This is a genomic window from Hymenobacter cavernae, assembly GCF_014641455.1.
Taxonomy (GTDB): Bacteria; Bacteroidota; Bacteroidia; order Cytophagales; family Hymenobacteraceae; genus Hymenobacter; species Hymenobacter cavernae.
The window spans coordinates 207297-222642 of record NZ_BMHT01000003.1 but is presented as its reverse complement, the minus strand read 5'-3'; the positions used below and the strand labels follow the sequence as shown (position 1 = coordinate 222642).

The window sequence follows — 15346 nt, the reverse complement described above, 5'->3', positions numbered from 1 at the left end:
AAAAGTAAAGAAAGTAGCCAAAGCCGCCTCTATCCTACTTGTTACTTGCTGGTAGCTTCCCCTAACTTTTTGAGGTGGTCTACCGCCCCCGTGTTTTGCGGATTGAGCGTTAAGGAGCGCTGGTAGTTTGCAATGGCGAGGGTCTTGTTACCAGCCATTTCGTAGGCTTCACCTAGGCTGTCGTAGGTGTTCCAACTCTTGGGGTAGAGAGTAGTATTCAGCTTAAATAACTCGATGGCTTGCTTTGTTTTTCTTTCCCGCGCCAGCTTGTATCCCCATTCATTGATGTATTCCTCCGACAAATAAAATTCGCGGTGGTCTGCCTTTACTGCTTTATAGATAGCGACGGCTTGCTTGTAGTCTTGAGCGAGTAGCTGGTGCCGAAAGGCTTTCAGCGCCGCAGGTGTTCCGTAGATGCCTTCAACAATCTTATCCGACAAGTCATACAGGCTGCCTTGCGTGTTTCTGTCCGATTCGTTTGTTAGGAGCACAATACCAAACCCTAGCTCAGGATAGAAGGCACAATAGCTGGCAAACCCGAATGTGCCGCCCGAGTGAAACAGCTTCCGCTTGCTATTGACGGTTTTTGCACTATTCCAGTTGAAGCCAATAGCTTGTCCGTCAGCAGTTCCCCACGTTGTTTGATGAGTTAGCGCTACTGCTTTATTGTGTTCATCGAGTTGGTGTTGCAGGTACTTGACCATATCGGCGGTGCTGTAGCGCAAGCCGCCCGACGCTTGCATGGTTGCTACAGAATAGCTAGCCATTTTGCTCCCATTCTCATTGTAGCCCGTTGCCAACAAGCTAGCATTCGTTGCGAAAGCGCGCACGCCCCGCATACCACAGGGCTTTTCGATGTACTTGTCAACCAGCTCGCTATAAGAAGTTTGGTAAACACCTTCCAGAACGTACGCTAGTAGCTGCGTCGCTACGTTGGAATGGCGCGGCACCAAGCCAGGAACCGTATCTAGTTTAACACGATGCAGATCTTCGTAGAAGTTTTGCTTTGTATAATTCTTGAGTTTCCTGTTTGCAACGACACCCACCGAATCAGGATTTACCTGTTGAAACAAGGCCGATAAGTCAGGTAGATTATCAGGTAATGAAGAGGTAGTATTGGCCAAATGGATTAACTGAATGGGCTTACCATTATAAGCTAGGTTTTCATAGCCGGCACCTAGGTATTTTCGAATATCATCTGTCGCTTTTACCCTTTGCTCTGTAACGGCATGCGCCAGGAGCAGGCTAGCAAAGGTTTTGCTAATTGATCCGATTTCGTAAATAGTATTTTGCGTCGGAGCCTGCTTTGCGCCTTTTTCAGCCTCCCCAAAATTATAAAAGTACGTTTGGCCGTCTTTGATGATGCCAATGGATATTCCTACTCGTGCAGGCTGCGCGATAAAGCTATTTCCTAGCCGTTGAACAACAGTATCAACTTGCGTTTTTCGCTCACTATCAACTACGTTGTTAGTAGGCTGACTGAATGCTAATTGAATAGAGAAGGCAAAGAATCCGGCAAGGACAGACAGGCGCTTCATGGAGGAGAGTTAGATAATTTCAGCGGTACACTCTCACTCGCAGAAGAAGTTACAGTAGATGCGTCACTTATTCACAAAGCAGTATAGCAGAGTTAGGCTCATAATTCTTCAATCGATTTCAACTCTAAATACTCAAAGGATTGTCCGCCGAATACGGGCTTCGCTGGGCCATTATACTTGCGGTAAGTACCACTAAACTTCACCTTTTTGCCTTCTTGCTGAAACTCTTCGGGTAAATTGCAGACGACGCCATAGATCTGAGAATCAATCGTTCGGGGGATGTGATAGGCAATGGCATACCGCTGTTCTTCCGCAACATAACGCACATAGCCTTCATACTGATTCGCTTTTCCAACAACCTCTGTTTCTATTGAACATGCTGCTAAGCTTGTTAATGAGTCGTCATCATCTTTCTGGCAACTGCTACTGATCATTAATGTCAGCACGGCCAGTGCGTAAATACCGTTCTTCATGATAGTTGCTTTTAATGATAATGCAGTATTGGGTAGAGCTTATTGAAGCCTAGATGGTTGCAAACCATCAAACAGCAAAAAGCCTTCATCTTGTTAGATGAAGGCTTTCTAATTACTTATACCCTTTACAGCGACTTCTGCGCGGCCGTAGCCGTTGGCGCACTCGTTTTCACGGCAGCGGTTTTGGTGCTTTTCTTGGCGCAGCAGGCGGGCACGCCGGCGGGGCTGCCAGCCATAGCGCAATGCGCTTTCATTTCAGCGGAGCAGGTTTCTTTCTTGGCTTTTTTAGCCTTGTCATCTTTGCCGTCGTGGGCGGAAGCGGAGCCTACGAAGGCGAATAGTGCAAGGGCGAGCAGGGCGTTTTTCATAACTACAACAAAGAAGGTGAGGTGAAACAAAAGCTTAGCGGGCGTGGTTGGCTTCACGCTGCCCTAAAGTACAAAAGACCAGGGTAAGTAGCGCGGGCTTTGTCGTCCGCGTTTGCTCGTTACTATGCGCGGATTACAAAGTCCGCGCTACACAGACCATGTCCGCGGACGCTTGTCCGTGCTCTTATGCCGCTTCGCAAGCTTAGTTACCTCGCGCTCTGTATCTTAGCCCTGATTTCGGCGGTGAGCGTGTACCACGTGGCGCACCTGCGCTTCAACTATAATTTCAACGACTTCTACCCCGCCGGCGACTCCGACCTAGCTTATTACGAAAAGTATTCGGCGCGCTTCGGTAACGACAACGACTTCGTGCTGCTGGCCTTGGAAGCTCCCGAGAGCCGCACGGTATTCAACGGACCTTTCCTGAGCCGCGTCGATTCGCTCACGCGCTTTGCCCAGCGGCAGCGCCATGTGGTGCACGTCGTGTCGCCGACCAACGCCACCAACCCCGTGGTAGAAGGCCTGGGAGTGTTCAACCTCCCCTATTTGCACCCCGCCGAACCCGCTCGGCTGGCGGACGACTCGGCGCTGATTTATCGCACGCCGGGACTGGTCGACAACCTTTTTGCCCGCGACGGCCGCGCCGTAACGGTTCTCATTCAGTCTTCGCCCGAGCTGAAAAAGCCGGCTGGTGACTCGTTATTAACGAGCATTAAGACCAAGCTTGAGGACCTAGGTTTTGCTGAGAAAGACTACCACCTCGCCGGACGACTCGTAGCGCAGTCGGTGTTCGTGGATCGGTTGCAGTGGGAGCTAGCCGTGTTTATGTCGCTGTCGGTGGTGCTCGTGACGGTGCTACTGTGGTTCACGTTCCGGACGTGGTGGGGCGTGGTGCTGCCGCTGGTGGTCGTGCTCGGAGCCATTCTGTGGGGCCTGGGGCTGATGGCAGCCTGTGGCATTAGCATCGACCTGATGACGGCCTTGCTGCCGGTGATGATGTTCGTGGTGGGCATGTCCGATACCATCCACATCATCACGCGTTACGTGACGGAGCTAGGGTACGGCGCCAGTAAAAAGGACGCTTTAATTACTACGATTAAGGAGTCGGGGTTCGGCTCAGGTTTGTCGGCCCTCACGACTAGCATTGGCTTTTTCACGCTGATGACCAGCACGATAAAGCCGATTCACAACTTCGGGTTGTTCACGGGTATTTCGGTGCTGCTGGCGTTTGTGTTGTCGTTCACGCTGCTACCGGCGCTGCTGATGCTACTGCGGAAGCCGCAGCTGCGAGTGCCGCGTGCAGAAGGCCATAGCTGGGACGGCGTGCTAGGTCGGCTGTTCCGTTGGGTGCTCGTTAGGCGGCGGCTGGTGTTCACGGTGGCTAGCCTGATCTTGGCGGGCTCCCTCTTCTTTGCCATGCAAATCCGCATCAACTCGGCGCTGCTCGACGACCTATCCGATAGCGACCCGGTGAAGCAAGACTTCCGCTTTTTCGATCAGCGCTTTGCCGGCGTACGGCCGTTTGAGCTGGATTTGCAGCCGGTCCCAGGGCGCAGCATTTACGACCTGGCTGTGCTGCAACAGATTGAGCGCATTGAGAATTACCTCAAGAAAGACTACGAGTTGCGCGTGGCAACTTCGCCGGTTACCATCATCAAATCGGTGCGCAAAGCGCTGAATGGCGGTGGCGTGGAAGAGTACCGCTTGCCCAATTCGGAGGCCGAGCTGCGGCGTATCGTTAACAAGGTCAAGCTCTTTCGCAAAAAGCCGGAGTTCCGCGCCTTGGTGGTACCCGATGGTAGCGAAGGCCGCCTGACCGGCCGTATGCCTGACGTGGGCAGCATTCGCGCCGACGCTCTGAACCTAGGTCTGCGCCGGTTCCTGCGCCAGCAAATCGACTCTACCGTAATGCGCACGCGCCTGACGGGCTCGGCTAACCTCATCGATAAAAACAACGAAAGCCTGACGCTCAACATGATTCAGGGCATGAGCATCGATATTGTGATGGTGGTGCTGATCGTGCTGGCCTTGTTCCGCTCGTTGCGCATGACGGTGGTGGTGATCGTGCCCAACCTCGTGCCTATCATCATTGTGGCGGGTGTGATGGGCGCTTGCGGCGTCGCTATGAAGGTGAGTACCAGCATCATCTTCACCATTGCCTTTGGCATTGCCGTCGACGATACCATTCACTTCATCAGCAAGCTTAAGCTCACGCTCTTGCACGAGCCTACCTTATTCCGGGCGGTGCGCAAAACCTACCTCATGGCCGGCAAAGCGGTTATTGTCACGTCGTTGATTCTGGTTGGGGGCTTCTCCACGCTCATCTTCTCCCGCTTCGATGGCACCTTCTACGTGGGCGTGCTCATCGGCCTGACGCTACTTTTCGGGGTAGTAGCCGAGTTGACGCTGCTGCCGTTGCTGATTTTGTTTTTCTACAAGCACAAGCCGCGCGAAATTCGAGAGCAGGTGCCGGTGTTGGGCGGGTAGAACCTTCCTGCTAACGCAACGGTACAGAGCAGCTATTCAGGAAACCGGCTATTTTGCCGTATGAAATTTCTGGTTCTCGCCCTCCTCCTTCAGCAGCCTACCCCTGCTAACGACCCTGTTCCTCAACTAATTCAGGAGCGCGAAGCGCTGGTGCGGCAGTACGAAGAAGCTAATGCTCAACGCAATAGCCTTTTCGGCAACAAACCTAGCAAGCGCGACTTGCAGGAAGTGGTAGATGCGCTGAAAGGCATCATCCGCAAAGACAGTGAGCTGATTCAGGCGGTGAAAGAAAGTAGTCTGCGCCGCACGGCGGGTATCGTTGCCGAGAAAACCCTCGCCGAGCGCCAAGCCAGCCTAGCCCATGGCGACCAATCCTCCACGCGCGAACGTTTCTACGACCTGCAAAACCAGATTCAAGACCTCCAACTCCGCGATAAGCAGCGCCAAAAGAAGCTAACCGAGGCCCAGGAACAACTCGCCACCGCCGATGCCACCCGCACCAGCCGCGAGTTGGTTGCCGCTGCGCTAGCTTTGCTTAGCGCAGGGCTATTGCTGTACGTGTACCGGCTGCGCCAAAAGCTGCCCGTACGTCGGGCGCGACGCGGGTAGGTCACGCCAGCACAACCACCAACCTAGCTTTCCATGCTCATTCCCGCCGCCGACTACCTGACGTACGCCGAGGCAGTAACGCTGTACAATGAGCTGCGGGACGCGGAAATTATTGCGTTAGTCAAAACCGCAGGCCCACCCTCCTTCCCTTTCGGCGACGGACTTTACTACCAGCTCCTAATCGAGGAAGACGAAGCAGAAGCCGCCCAGGAGATTGTAGCTGAATTTGAGCGCCAACGCGCCGCCATCAACCCGCACCGTTGTCCCCGCTGCAATTCAACCGACCCCACGCCCGTCTCGCACATGAGGTGGTGGAAACGCCTGTTTTACGCCGGCACGACCTTATACCAGTGCCCAAACTGCGGGGCTGAGTTTGCAACGTAGCAAGCTGGTTTTTGAGGATTGTTGGACAGTCGGTAAAAGAAAGAACGTCATGTCGACAATAGGAGACATCTCGCATGCAATGGTAATCCCAATAATATAGGTTTACCACTTCAACGACAGCACGCGAGATTCCTCGCCCTGATCGGAATGACGTTCTGACACTACTATAAATTTTAGTAAAATATTTCTAATATCTTTAGCATACATTCTCAAGCCCAACTACTACTTTAAGGGCCTCATACGAAGCTGACCTCTACGCCGCAAACGGCCTTTTTGAGTTGATCTGGACGGAAGAACAAGTACGCGCGCTGGTAACCGACACCGGCACGCTCAAGCGAGGGCTCGACTTAGCAATGCCCCCGAAGTGGAGCAACCTAGGTCGGACCGACACAACTGCTTGGGGCGAGTGCGCCGGCAGTGGCTCCAAGCCTTACCAAGTCGGCATCGACCTGACGGAGCCCGCTTTTAAGTGCTCCTGCCCAAGCCGCGTATTTCCCTGCAAGCACGGTGCGGGCTTGCTACTCCTGATGGCCCGCCAAGCTGAACTCTTCACGGGCACCACTCCGCCGCCATGGTTGGCTGAGTGGCTCGATAAACGGCAGCAAACCCAAAGTAAGAAAGCCACGCCAGCACCCGCCGCAAAAGCGACAGCCACCGAAACGGCAGCACCTAGCTCCACTGCAACCGCAGATGTAGCCGAACCGGAGGTTGCTGGTCTAGTCAGTGAGGCGCGCTTGCAACGTATGCAGCGTGGCGCGGCAGAATTGCTCATGTGGTTGCAAGATCTCATCAGTGCAGGCCTGGCCCAAACCGAAAATCAGCCGCGTACCTTCTGGGAAAACCAGGCTGCTCGCCTTGTTGACGATCAGTTGCCCGGCTTGGCGGCCGTACTGCGTGAGCTGGCCACGTTGCGCTACGCTGGCCTTGATTGGCCCGAGCGCTTGTTAGCTCGCCTCGGCGAATTGTACCTGCTGGTGCGCGCTTTTCTGCGGCTAGCGCAACTACCCCCTGAGCTTCAGCAAGATGTTCTTCAGCTCGTTGGCATCAACATCAAAAAGGAAGACGTGCTGGCCCAGCAGCCTACCGTGGCTGATACTTGGTTGGTGGTGGGGCAAGTCACGAAGGAGGAGGAACGGCTGCTGGTCCGCCGCACTTGGCTGTGGGGCCAGGCGACGAACCGCTACGCGCTAGTACTAGAGTATTCCTTTGGCGGACAAGCTTTTGCCACGGCGCTGGTGCCCGTGGGACAATACGTTGGCAGCCTAGCTTTTTACCCCAGCGCCTGCCCACTCCGCGCCGTCCCGACCGGCAGCTGGACATTCAACGGCATTCGGCCGCAAATCAAGCCTGCTAGCAGCTCCGTTGCTGATTTCCTCGATGCTTATGCCGCGGCGCTCGGCCAGTTGCCTTGGTTGCGCGAATGGCCCGTAACCCTGCATGAGGTAGTGCCCCAACTCAGCCCTAACGAGCAAGCGACCCTCTACCGCCCTGCCGAGCAACTACAGCTTCCCTTACGCTGTGACGCGGAGCAAGCCTGGCAACTCCTAGCTATCAGCGGTGGGCACCCACTCACGGTGTTCGGCGAGTGGAACGGCCATGCCTTCTTTCCCATCATGCACTGGACTGCTCCGGTGGTAGCCACAACCGCCGTTTCCGCATGACCCCCCAAACCGACTGGCAACAACTGCTGCGTGTGGCGCTCCTTGGGACTCGCCAAAGTGGTGAAGCAATACCTAGCTTCCCTGATCTGCCCGTACCGGCACCCCGCGAGGAACAAGTCTTATTAGCAGCGGGCTCATTTGCCTTGGTGCGCAAAGCCGGCTTCAAGGCGCCCGTTGCCGCGCCTTTCGAAACGCAGCTGGCTCTGGCTGAAACTGCCCCGACCCTAGGTCCAAACGGCCAGGATGCGTTGCAGCAGTTGCTCATGGAACGTTACCCGGCTTTACTGTCCGACTACTTAGGCAGCCTGGCGCAAGTGGGGCGGCGCGTGCCGCACCGGCTGTTGGTGCCGCTGCTGACCTACGTGCGTACCCGCTCTGAGCTGCATGCTCCGGCTGCGGCGGTGCTCGGTGAGCGAGGCCGCTGGCTGGCCCGCCTCAACCCCGAATGGCAGCCAGTGCTAGCCGCTTCGGACGCGCCTGATTTGGAGGCTTGGGAAACCGGCACGCTGAGCCAGCGGCAAAACTACCTGCAAGCCTTGCGTCGCCAAAACCCTGACCAAGCGCGGGAGCTACTCGTCGCTACCTTACCCCAGGAACCAGCCAAAACGCACGTCGCGCTGCTCGCTACTCTGGGTTCTACCTTGAGCGCCGCCGATGCACCGTTGCTGGAACAATACCTAGGGTCGAAAAGTAAGGAAGTGCGCCAAACGGTGGCGCCGCTGCTGGCCCGCACGCCCAGCAACACCCTGGTCGAACGGTTGTGGCAGCGCGCGTTGCCTCACTTGGAGCTGAAAAAGCCGCTGTTGGGCCGCAACAAGGTAGAGGTTTCCTTGCCCACGACTTGGTCGGCGGAGTGGCAGGCGGATGGCATTGAGCAGAAAGACAGCCGCTTCGCCGGCGAAAAGACGGCATGGCTGGGCCAAATGCTAGCCCTAATTCCGCCCGAGCGATGGACCGCGCACTGGGACATCTCCCCCACCGACTTGCTTACCCTGGCCGCTAATAGCGAGTGGGCCTCCGAGCTACTCTCCGCCTGGAAACAGGCGCTGCTGCTGCACCGCTCCGCCGCCTGGGCCTTGGCGTACCTAGGTTTGCAGCTCACCCACGACAACGCGCCGCCACTCACCGGCGCCGAGACCACGCAAATAGCTAGCCTGGCGGAAGTTACGCAGCTGCTCTTGGCGCACTTGCCGCGGCACCCGCGTTTCACGCAGCCCGAAGCCCGTTGGGAAAGCCTGCTGCTAAACCTCCCCGGTCCCTGGCCGGAAGCGCTTACGATCAAGGCCCTGGAAATCATTGAAAATACGCTTACCGTCGCGCCCAGCTCGCAGCAGTATCTTCTTACATATCGGCTCACCCAGCTCCTGCGCCACATGCAGCTAGTGGTGCCGCCCACGCACTATTCTCTTTGCGCCAATGCCTTGCGCGACCTAGGTCAATTAGTACCGTCCATAAACAACGCCGCCGAGCAGTTTCTCAGCGCCCTCTACTTCCGCCAACAACTCCACCAAACCCTCACCGAGCCACTCGCCCCCGATGGCTGAACGGTGTAGAGACGCAATAGTTGGAGTCTCCTCGTTGAACAATCATAATAGACCGTCATGCTGCGCTTGTCGAAGCATCTCTACCGCCAAAGTAACTTGATTACCATTGCAGTAGAGATGCTTCGACCAGCGCAGCACGACAAGTGATACTTCTACCCCTAGCTTTTCCATGTCCCTCAATCCTTCCTCCGAAATCCTGCGCCCGCACGTCGAGGTGCAATACGCCGAAGAGCTCGCCGCCCTCACGGCCCTCGACGACCACCCCAAGCCGCCCAACTGGAAACTCTCGCCTTGGGCTGTGGTCACGTACCTGCTCGGCGGCAAGCTGGATAACGGCTTTGAAATTGAGCCCAAGTACATCGGGCAGCGGCGCCTGATGGAAATTGCCGTAGCGACCCTCGCCACCGACCGCGCCTTGTTGCTGCTCGGCGTGCCTGGCACGGCCAAAAGCTGGGTTTCGGAGCACCTGACGGCAGCTATCAGTGGGCACTCCAACCTGCTCATTCAGGGGACGGCCGGTACTTCCGAGGATGCCATTCGCTACTCCTGGAACTACGCTCGCCTTATTGCCGAAGGGCCGTCGGCGGGGGCGCTGGTGCCTTCACCCCTGCTCAAGGGCATGCAGGAGGGCGCCCTGGTGCGGGTGGAAGAACTCACGCGCATCCCCTCCGACGTGCAGGACACGCTCATCACTGTGCTCTCCGAGAAGGTGTTGCCCGTGCCCGAGCTAGCTACCGAAGTGCAGGCCACACGCGGCTTCAACGTGATAGCCACCGCCAACGACCGCGACAAAGGCGTGAACGAGCTGAGCAGCGCCCTGCGCCGCCGCTTCAACACGGTCGTGCTGCCCCTGCCCACCTCCGTAGCTGAGGAAGTGCAGATTGTGCACTCGCGGGTGGAGAAAACCGGCCGCGCCCTGCAACTGCCACCCACCACCGCCGCCCTGGAGCAGATCAGTCGTCTCGTGACGATCTTCCGCGAACTGCGTTCGGGCGTGACCGAAAACGGCAAAACCAAGCTCAAAAGTCCCAGTGGCACGCTGAGTACCGGCGAGGCTATTTCGGTGCTCAACAGCGGCCTGGCCCTGGCCGCCTACTTCGGCGACGGCACCCTGCAAGCCGCCGACCTAGCCGCCGGCCTCACCGGCGCCGTTATCAAAGACCCCGTGCAAGACCGCGTAGTGTGGCTGGAGTACCTCGAAACCGTGGTGAAAGAGCGGGATGGTTGGAAGGATTTGTATCGGGCGTGCCGGGAAGTGGTGGAGTAAGGCTAGCTTTTCAGCATATCTTTTATGGCAATAGATCTTGAATTTCTTTTATCCCGCCGGCCCGTTTCACATCAGGTGAAACGCCGAACTAATCTGCAAAGCTGGAAGAGTTTTGTGCGAGCTGAAGCGCAAAGCGTTTGGGGAGCACAAGCTGCTTTAGCCATCCCTTGTCAGTTAACCTTGGTTTACTTTTATCAGGAGAACCCAGCTGACATTGACAACATTATCAAGCCTATCCAAGATGCTTTGGTCGGTTTGGTGTACGTAGATGACTTTTACGTTACAGATGTAGACAGTCATCGTAGATTATTAACAGATCAATTTGATCTTACCAGACTGCCACCACTGATTCTACAAGCCATTGCTACGGCTCAGGAGTGCGTGTACGTCCGAGTCACATCTTCTCAACCTATTGAATCCTACTTATGAGCACGTCCAAACAGCAACATGATGCCAGAGTGCAAGCCTTGGCCAGTGAATACCAACGGAATGGCTACCAAGTGCATATCGAACCGTCGAATACGGCATTCCCATTTGATTTAGCAGGCTATACGCCAGATTTGCTGGCCGAAAAGGGAGATGAGCATCTACTCATCGAAGTCAAAAACAGCACGACGCCAGTTTCCATTAGCCGCTTCCGCGACTTGATAGAGAATGTGAAGCAGCAACCTGGCTGGCGCTTTATTTTGGTCAATACCTTGCCGGAGAATGAACCGGTGAGGCTTCCACAGGAACCCTTATCCTGGCAAGACATTACTGCCAGAATCACCCAAGCCAAACGCCTACATGAAACAGGCGAGTCAGCAGCGGCTATCCTGCTTTTCTGGCCGGCCTTAGAGGCGCTATTGCGGCGTCACGCCGAGAATGTAGGTCTGCCTATTGAACATCTTTCCGTCCGTGCTTTACTAGACTATCTGTATTCAGAAGCCGAGCTTTCATTCGAACAGTTTGAAGCCGCGAAGAAACTGCTTCCTCATCGGAACCAGCTAGCGCACGGTTTTCAGATTCAAGACGCAAAGGAAAGTGCAGCTCAATTGCAAGGGCTTATTGATGAACTATCGAACGAGTGGCTGCAAACTCGTCAGGCCTCTTAGAACTATACCAGTGCGCAGACCTAAGCCTAACTACACTGACCTAGGTTTTTCCAGCCCTATGGGACCTCAACTACGCGAACTGGTCGAGGGACAGCTCATAACTGATTTAAAGCATTATGGCATTGATAAAGTAGCTTTAAAATTCGACTGGTCAGAAAGCTGTATGGAAGGCCATGATGCAGTATATCTAGATAGCTACTTTGAGAATTATTCAGGCATTGCTGCTTTTGATGAAGCCGACTGTATAGTAGCTGATGGTTGGATGGACTTTGTTCTAGCAGGTGACTTCTTACTTGTCTACTGGGATTTCCTAACGACTTGGGATGGAGAAAAGCAGCTTATCAATAAAAACAAACCAGGAATTCCAGATCATATCTGGCAGCAAATGCCAGATAATATCAAGGGCAATTACAAGAATGAGCGGATGAAACAACCGCCATTTAGCTCATCTTATTCATAGAGCATTTACCCACTGTGACTTCGCAAACAGGACACCTAGGTACCTGTTGAATGCAATAGCAATTTATTAATCTGATTCCCAATGGATAAGCACACGAAAACCCAGCTACTAGACCACCTGACGCAGTTACTTGAACAGGGTAACGCCCATGTCACCTTCGGGCAGGCCTGCGCCGATGTTCCCTCGCAACTGCTGAACCAGCAGGTTCCGGGGCTACCCTATACTATCTGGCAGCTGGCCGAGCACGTTCGCATTGCGCAATGGGACATCGTGGAATATTGCCTCGATCCGCAGCACCAGTCGCCGCCGTGGCCCGAGGGCTACTGGCCCAAGCCCGACCAACAGGGCGATGCGCAAAGCTGGAGCGCAACCCTGGCTCAGGTGCAAAAGGACCGGCAACGACTCCTTGATTTATTAAAGCAGGATTCGTCGGATTTGCTGGCTTCATTGCCGAACGACAGCGGCCACACGCTCCTGCGCGAAGCCCTGCTCATTGCCGACCATACCGCTTACCATACCGGCCAGATTATTCTGGCGCGACGCCTGCTGAAGGATTGGGAATAGCAGCTGAGTTATTTCATCTGCCAAGCAAGCCTTATTGCCATTCAATAGCGGACCAAGCACTTAATGCCTACTGATCTTCGCCTTTTCGGCATTCGCCACCACGGCCCCGGCAGCACGGCCAGCCTGCTCAAAGCCCTCGACGCGTTCCGGCCCGACGTCGTGCTGCTGGAATGTCCCGCCGACGGCGAGAAGGCCCTAGGTTTAGCGGCCAATCCAGAGTTACAGCCGCCGGTGGCGCTGCTCCTCTACAATCCCAAGCAGCACGCGCAGGCCGCTTTCCTGCCCTTCGCCCACTTCTCGCCCGAATGGCAGGCCGCGCAGTGGTGCGAGCAACACGGCGCCCACCTGCGCTGCTTCGATCTGCCGATGGCCTTGCGCTTTGCCTTACCCGATACGGTGGAGCACGTACCCGGCTCGTCCCCGCGTGAACTTCTGCAAAGAGAAGGCGGAGCATCTAGCCCTAGCTCGGACGAAGTAGCGGAACTAGAACCGGAAGAATCAGAAGCTAGCCCTTTATCTCTTGATAATCAGGAGCAAGAGCCCGAAGCTGCGTTTCGGCACGACCCCATCGCCCACCTCGCCCGCCTCGATGGCTACACCGACGGCGAGCGGTGGTGGGAAGCGCGCATCGAGCACAGTACCGGTCACGCCGACACCTTCGAAGTGGTGTTGTCGATGATGACGGCTTTGCGCGAGGAGCTGGCCCAGCCCGAATCGGAGGAAACCTTGCTGCGCGAGGCCTACATGCGTGAAACCTTGCGCAACACACTCAAGCAGGGCTACCAGCGCGTGGCGGTGGTGTGCGGGGCCTGGCACGCGCCGGTGCTGCGCGCCGAAGAATTACCGCGCTACGCCAAAGACGACAAAGCCCGCCTCAAGGGCCTGAAGAAAGTACCCACCGAGGCCTCCTGGGTGCCCTGGACCTACGAGCGACTGGCTTTTCAGTCGGGCTACGGAGCGGGCGTGCTCTCGCCGGCCTGGTACGAGCTGTTGTTCGCCGAGCCCCGCGACCGGGTCGTGACGCACTGGATGGTGCAGGCAGCGCACCTGCTACGGGAGCAGCAGATTGATGCGTCGTCGGCGCATGCCATTGAGGGCGTGCGGCTTGCAGAAGCCTTGGCTGCCGTGCGCGGGCTATCCTTGCCGGGCATTGCAGAGCTGGAAGAGGCAGCGGTGTCCATCTTCGGGGGCGGCTACGCGGAGGCGCTGCATTTGGTGCATCAGCAGCTGGTTATTGGCGAAAAGCTAGGTGAAGTACCAGCGGAATTGCCCGCTTCGCCTTTGCAGCAGGACCTGGCTTTGCAGCAGAAAATGTTGCGCCTCAAGCCCGAAGCCGCCAGCAAAACGCTCGCCCTCGACCTGCGCAAAGACCTCGGCCTAGGTCGGAGCCACTTGCTGCACCGCTTGCAGCTGCTCGGCATTCGATGGGGACAACCGCAACGGGTGCAGGGCAAAAGTGGCACCTTCCACGAAGTGTGGGAGCTGCAATGGCGGCCCGAAATGGTGCTTGGCGTGCTGGAAGCCAGCCGTTGGGGCAACACCATTCTGGCCGCGGCCAGCCGCGCCGCCAGTCACCGCGCACAGGAAGCTACTGACCTAGGTCAGATCAGCCAGCTGCTGGAAGAAGCCCTGCGCGCCGACCTAGGTCCGGCCCTGTCTGCGCTGGTAGCCCGCCTCGAAACGCTGAGCGCCGGCACCCGCGACATGGTGCACCTGCTCACGGCCCTGCCGCCGCTGGTAAACGTGCTGCGCTACGGCAACGTGCGCCGCACCGAAAGCGCTCAAGTCGCGCAGGTAGTTCACCATTTGGTGCCGCGCCTATGCATCTCCCTGCCTCTCGCCTGCACCAGCCTTGATGCTGATGCTGCCCGGCAATTATTAGAGCGAATCGAAGGTGCGCATCAGGCCATCCGCTTGCTACCCGATGAAGCGCAGCAAGCCGATTGGTACGCCGCGCTACACACCATTGCCCGGCAACCCGCCAGCAGCGGCCTGCTTGCCGGGGCCGCCACCCGCCTGCTCTTCGACGCCCAGCACCTAGCTTCCAACGACACGGCCACGTTGCTCGGCTTGGCCCTCGCGCCTGCTCAGCCCACCGAGTACGCTACGGCCTGGATTGAAGGCTTCCTGCGCGGTAGTGGCCTGCTGCTCATCCACAACCGCGTGCTGTTCGACCTGCTCGACGCATGGCTGACAGGTTTGGACGAAGCTGTTTTTCAGGAAATTGTACCGTTGCTGCGTCGCTCCTTCGCCGATTTTAGTCGGCCCGAACGGCAGCAGGTGCTTGCCTTGGCAGTAGGAGGCCCGGCGGTTCAGCAGCGGCAGGAGTTGGATATCGACCTGAAACGCGGGCTGCGGGTGCTGCCGGTATTGCAGGAGCTTTTAGGAGCAAGCTAGAGCAACGTAAAATAAGTTGACCAAGAACATCATAGCGACATTCTCTTAGAATAACTGCCGCCTATTTATCTGGTTGTCAGATTCCTCCAAGCGGATTTCAGCCACAATATCCACTATTCGCCATAGATTCCACCTAATGACAAACACCTATCCGTTCGTTCTTACCCACATGGGTGAACATGCCACACCCGAACGCCAGTACGCCGTTTTGGCGAATGTTGCAGGCCTGGATGACTATTACACCTTGTTCGAGAAGTACGGCTTCGGGGGCGATGGGACTTCCTGGGCGGAGCACATTGAAACAATTGTGGAAGAACATAAACCAGAGCTATTAGACCATCTGGAGCTTGCCGCTACGCGAGACAGGTTTTTAGTTTATGCTGATAGTCAAGCTGCTGCTGAGCAATTGTTAGCGCTTATTCACCCAATCTTTTCTGACCTGAGTGCCCTCCGTAACTACCTGGCCCAAACTGATCCGGGTGACTTTTTTGAGTAAGCCC

The 15346-nt window shown here is 56.3% G+C and carries 15 protein-coding genes; 12 read left to right on the top strand and 3 right to left on the bottom strand.

Annotation, left to right across the window (positions count from 1 at the left end; translation table 11 throughout):
• Positions 1-41: 41 nt before the first annotated feature.
• From IEX74_RS09175 to IEX74_RS09165, 3 genes are all read right to left on the bottom strand, one after another.
• The gene (locus IEX74_RS09175; RefSeq protein WP_188813354.1) at positions 42-1538 is read right to left on the bottom strand and encodes a serine hydrolase; all 1497 of its coding nucleotides are present in this window, start codon (positions 1536-1538) and stop codon (positions 42-44) included.
• 98 nt (positions 1539-1636) lie between these two features.
• A complete protein-coding gene (locus IEX74_RS09170; protein ID WP_188813352.1) occupies positions 1637-2011 on the bottom strand; it encodes a hypothetical protein in 375 nt (124 codons plus the stop codon).
• A gap of 125 nt (positions 2012-2136) precedes the next feature.
• Positions 2137-2379, bottom strand: coding sequence for a hypothetical protein (locus IEX74_RS09165; protein WP_188813350.1), 243 nt, complete (start codon positions 2377-2379; stop codon positions 2137-2139).
• Positions 2380-2565: 186 nt separating this feature from the next.
• Here IEX74_RS09165 and IEX74_RS09160 point away from each other — a divergent pair, with 186 nt between their 5' ends.
• The 12 genes from IEX74_RS09160 (at position 2566) to IEX74_RS09105 (ending at position 15342) form a co-directional block, all read left to right on the top strand.
• Entirely contained in the window at positions 2566-4866 is a 2301-nt protein-coding gene (locus IEX74_RS09160) for an efflux RND transporter permease subunit (protein ID WP_188813348.1), read from the top strand.
• A 60-nt stretch (positions 4867-4926) separates the two neighbouring features.
• On the top strand, positions 4927-5475 hold the full coding sequence (locus IEX74_RS09155; protein ID WP_188813347.1) for a hypothetical protein: 549 nt from the start codon (positions 4927-4929) through the stop codon (positions 5473-5475).
• 33 nt (positions 5476-5508) lie between these two features.
• Positions 5509-5859 carry an eL43 family ribosomal protein gene (locus IEX74_RS09150; RefSeq protein WP_188813346.1) on the top strand — a complete coding sequence of 117 codons (351 nt, stop codon included), beginning with the start codon at positions 5509-5511 and terminating at the stop codon, positions 5857-5859.
• A gap of 278 nt (positions 5860-6137) precedes the next feature.
• The gene (locus IEX74_RS09145) at positions 6138-7520 is read left to right on the top strand and encodes an SWIM zinc finger family protein (RefSeq protein WP_188813345.1); all 1383 of its coding nucleotides are present in this window, start codon (positions 6138-6140) and stop codon (positions 7518-7520) included.
• On the top strand, positions 7517-9064 hold the full coding sequence (locus IEX74_RS09140) for a DUF5691 domain-containing protein (protein WP_188813344.1): 1548 nt from the start codon (positions 7517-7519) through the stop codon (positions 9062-9064). Before IEX74_RS09145 ends, IEX74_RS09140 begins: the two co-directional genes overlap by 4 nt.
• 169 nt (positions 9065-9233) lie before the next feature.
• Entirely contained in the window at positions 9234-10331 is a 1098-nt protein-coding gene (locus IEX74_RS09135; protein WP_188813343.1) for an ATP-binding protein, read from the top strand.
• Positions 10332-10355: 24 nt separating this feature from the next.
• Positions 10356-10760: a RusA family crossover junction endodeoxyribonuclease gene (locus IEX74_RS09130; protein WP_188813340.1), complete on the top strand. Its 405-nt coding sequence runs from the start codon at positions 10356-10358 to the stop codon at positions 10758-10760.
• Positions 10757-11425 carry a hypothetical protein gene (locus tag IEX74_RS09125; RefSeq protein ID WP_188813338.1) on the top strand — a complete coding sequence of 223 codons (669 nt, stop codon included), beginning with the start codon at positions 10757-10759 and terminating at the stop codon, positions 11423-11425. The genes IEX74_RS09130 and IEX74_RS09125 overlap by 4 nt, the downstream gene beginning before the upstream one ends.
• 58 nt (positions 11426-11483) lie before the next feature.
• Positions 11484-11885 carry a hypothetical protein gene (locus tag IEX74_RS09120; protein ID WP_188813337.1) on the top strand — a complete coding sequence of 134 codons (402 nt, stop codon included), beginning with the start codon at positions 11484-11486 and terminating at the stop codon, positions 11883-11885.
• 81 nt (positions 11886-11966) lie between these two features.
• Complete coding sequence (locus tag IEX74_RS09115) at positions 11967-12449, top strand: DinB family protein (RefSeq protein ID WP_188813336.1); 483 nt, start codon at positions 11967-11969, stop codon at positions 12447-12449.
• A 63-nt stretch (positions 12450-12512) separates the two neighbouring features.
• Positions 12513-14846, top strand: coding sequence for a DUF5682 family protein (locus IEX74_RS09110; protein WP_188813335.1), 2334 nt, complete (start codon positions 12513-12515; stop codon positions 14844-14846).
• A 136-nt stretch (positions 14847-14982) separates the two neighbouring features.
• Entirely contained in the window at positions 14983-15342 is a 360-nt protein-coding gene (locus IEX74_RS09105; protein ID WP_188813334.1) for an Imm51 family immunity protein, read from the top strand.
• The last annotated feature ends 4 nt before the right edge of the window (positions 15343-15346 follow it).

What these genes read in the sequence shown, in the direction of transcription:
- IEX74_RS09140 (WP_188813344.1), top strand. Translation starts at nt 7,517, where the DNA reads ATGACCCCCCAAACCGACTGGCAACAACTGCTGCGTGTGGCGCTCCTT.
- IEX74_RS09160 (WP_188813348.1), top strand. Translation starts at nt 2,566, where the DNA reads ATGCCGCTTCGCAAGCTTAGTTACCTCGCGCTCTGTATCTTAGCCCTG.
- IEX74_RS09150 (WP_188813346.1), top strand. Translation starts at nt 5,509, where the DNA reads ATGCTCATTCCCGCCGCCGACTACCTGACGTACGCCGAGGCAGTAACG.
- IEX74_RS09105 (WP_188813334.1), top strand. Translation starts at nt 14,983, where the DNA reads ATGACAAACACCTATCCGTTCGTTCTTACCCACATGGGTGAACATGCC.
- IEX74_RS09155 (WP_188813347.1), top strand. Translation starts at nt 4,927, where the DNA reads ATGAAATTTCTGGTTCTCGCCCTCCTCCTTCAGCAGCCTACCCCTGCT.
- IEX74_RS09120 (WP_188813337.1), top strand. Translation starts at nt 11,484, where the DNA reads ATGGGACCTCAACTACGCGAACTGGTCGAGGGACAGCTCATAACTGAT.
- IEX74_RS09125 (WP_188813338.1), top strand. Translation starts at nt 10,757, where the DNA reads ATGAGCACGTCCAAACAGCAACATGATGCCAGAGTGCAAGCCTTGGCC.
- IEX74_RS09130 (WP_188813340.1), top strand. Translation starts at nt 10,356, where the DNA reads ATGGCAATAGATCTTGAATTTCTTTTATCCCGCCGGCCCGTTTCACAT.
- IEX74_RS09115 (WP_188813336.1), top strand. Translation starts at nt 11,967, where the DNA reads ATGGATAAGCACACGAAAACCCAGCTACTAGACCACCTGACGCAGTTA.
- IEX74_RS09165 (WP_188813350.1), bottom strand. Translation starts at nt 2,379, where the DNA reads ATGAAAAACGCCCTGCTCGCCCTTGCACTATTCGCCTTCGTAGGCTCC.
- IEX74_RS09175 (WP_188813354.1), bottom strand. Translation starts at nt 1,538, where the DNA reads ATGAAGCGCCTGTCTGTCCTTGCCGGATTCTTTGCCTTCTCTATTCAA.
- IEX74_RS09110 (WP_188813335.1), top strand. Translation starts at nt 12,513, where the DNA reads ATGCCTACTGATCTTCGCCTTTTCGGCATTCGCCACCACGGCCCCGGC.
- IEX74_RS09135 (WP_188813343.1), top strand. Translation starts at nt 9,234, where the DNA reads ATGTCCCTCAATCCTTCCTCCGAAATCCTGCGCCCGCACGTCGAGGTG.
- IEX74_RS09170 (WP_188813352.1), bottom strand. Translation starts at nt 2,011, where the DNA reads ATGAAGAACGGTATTTACGCACTGGCCGTGCTGACATTAATGATCAGT.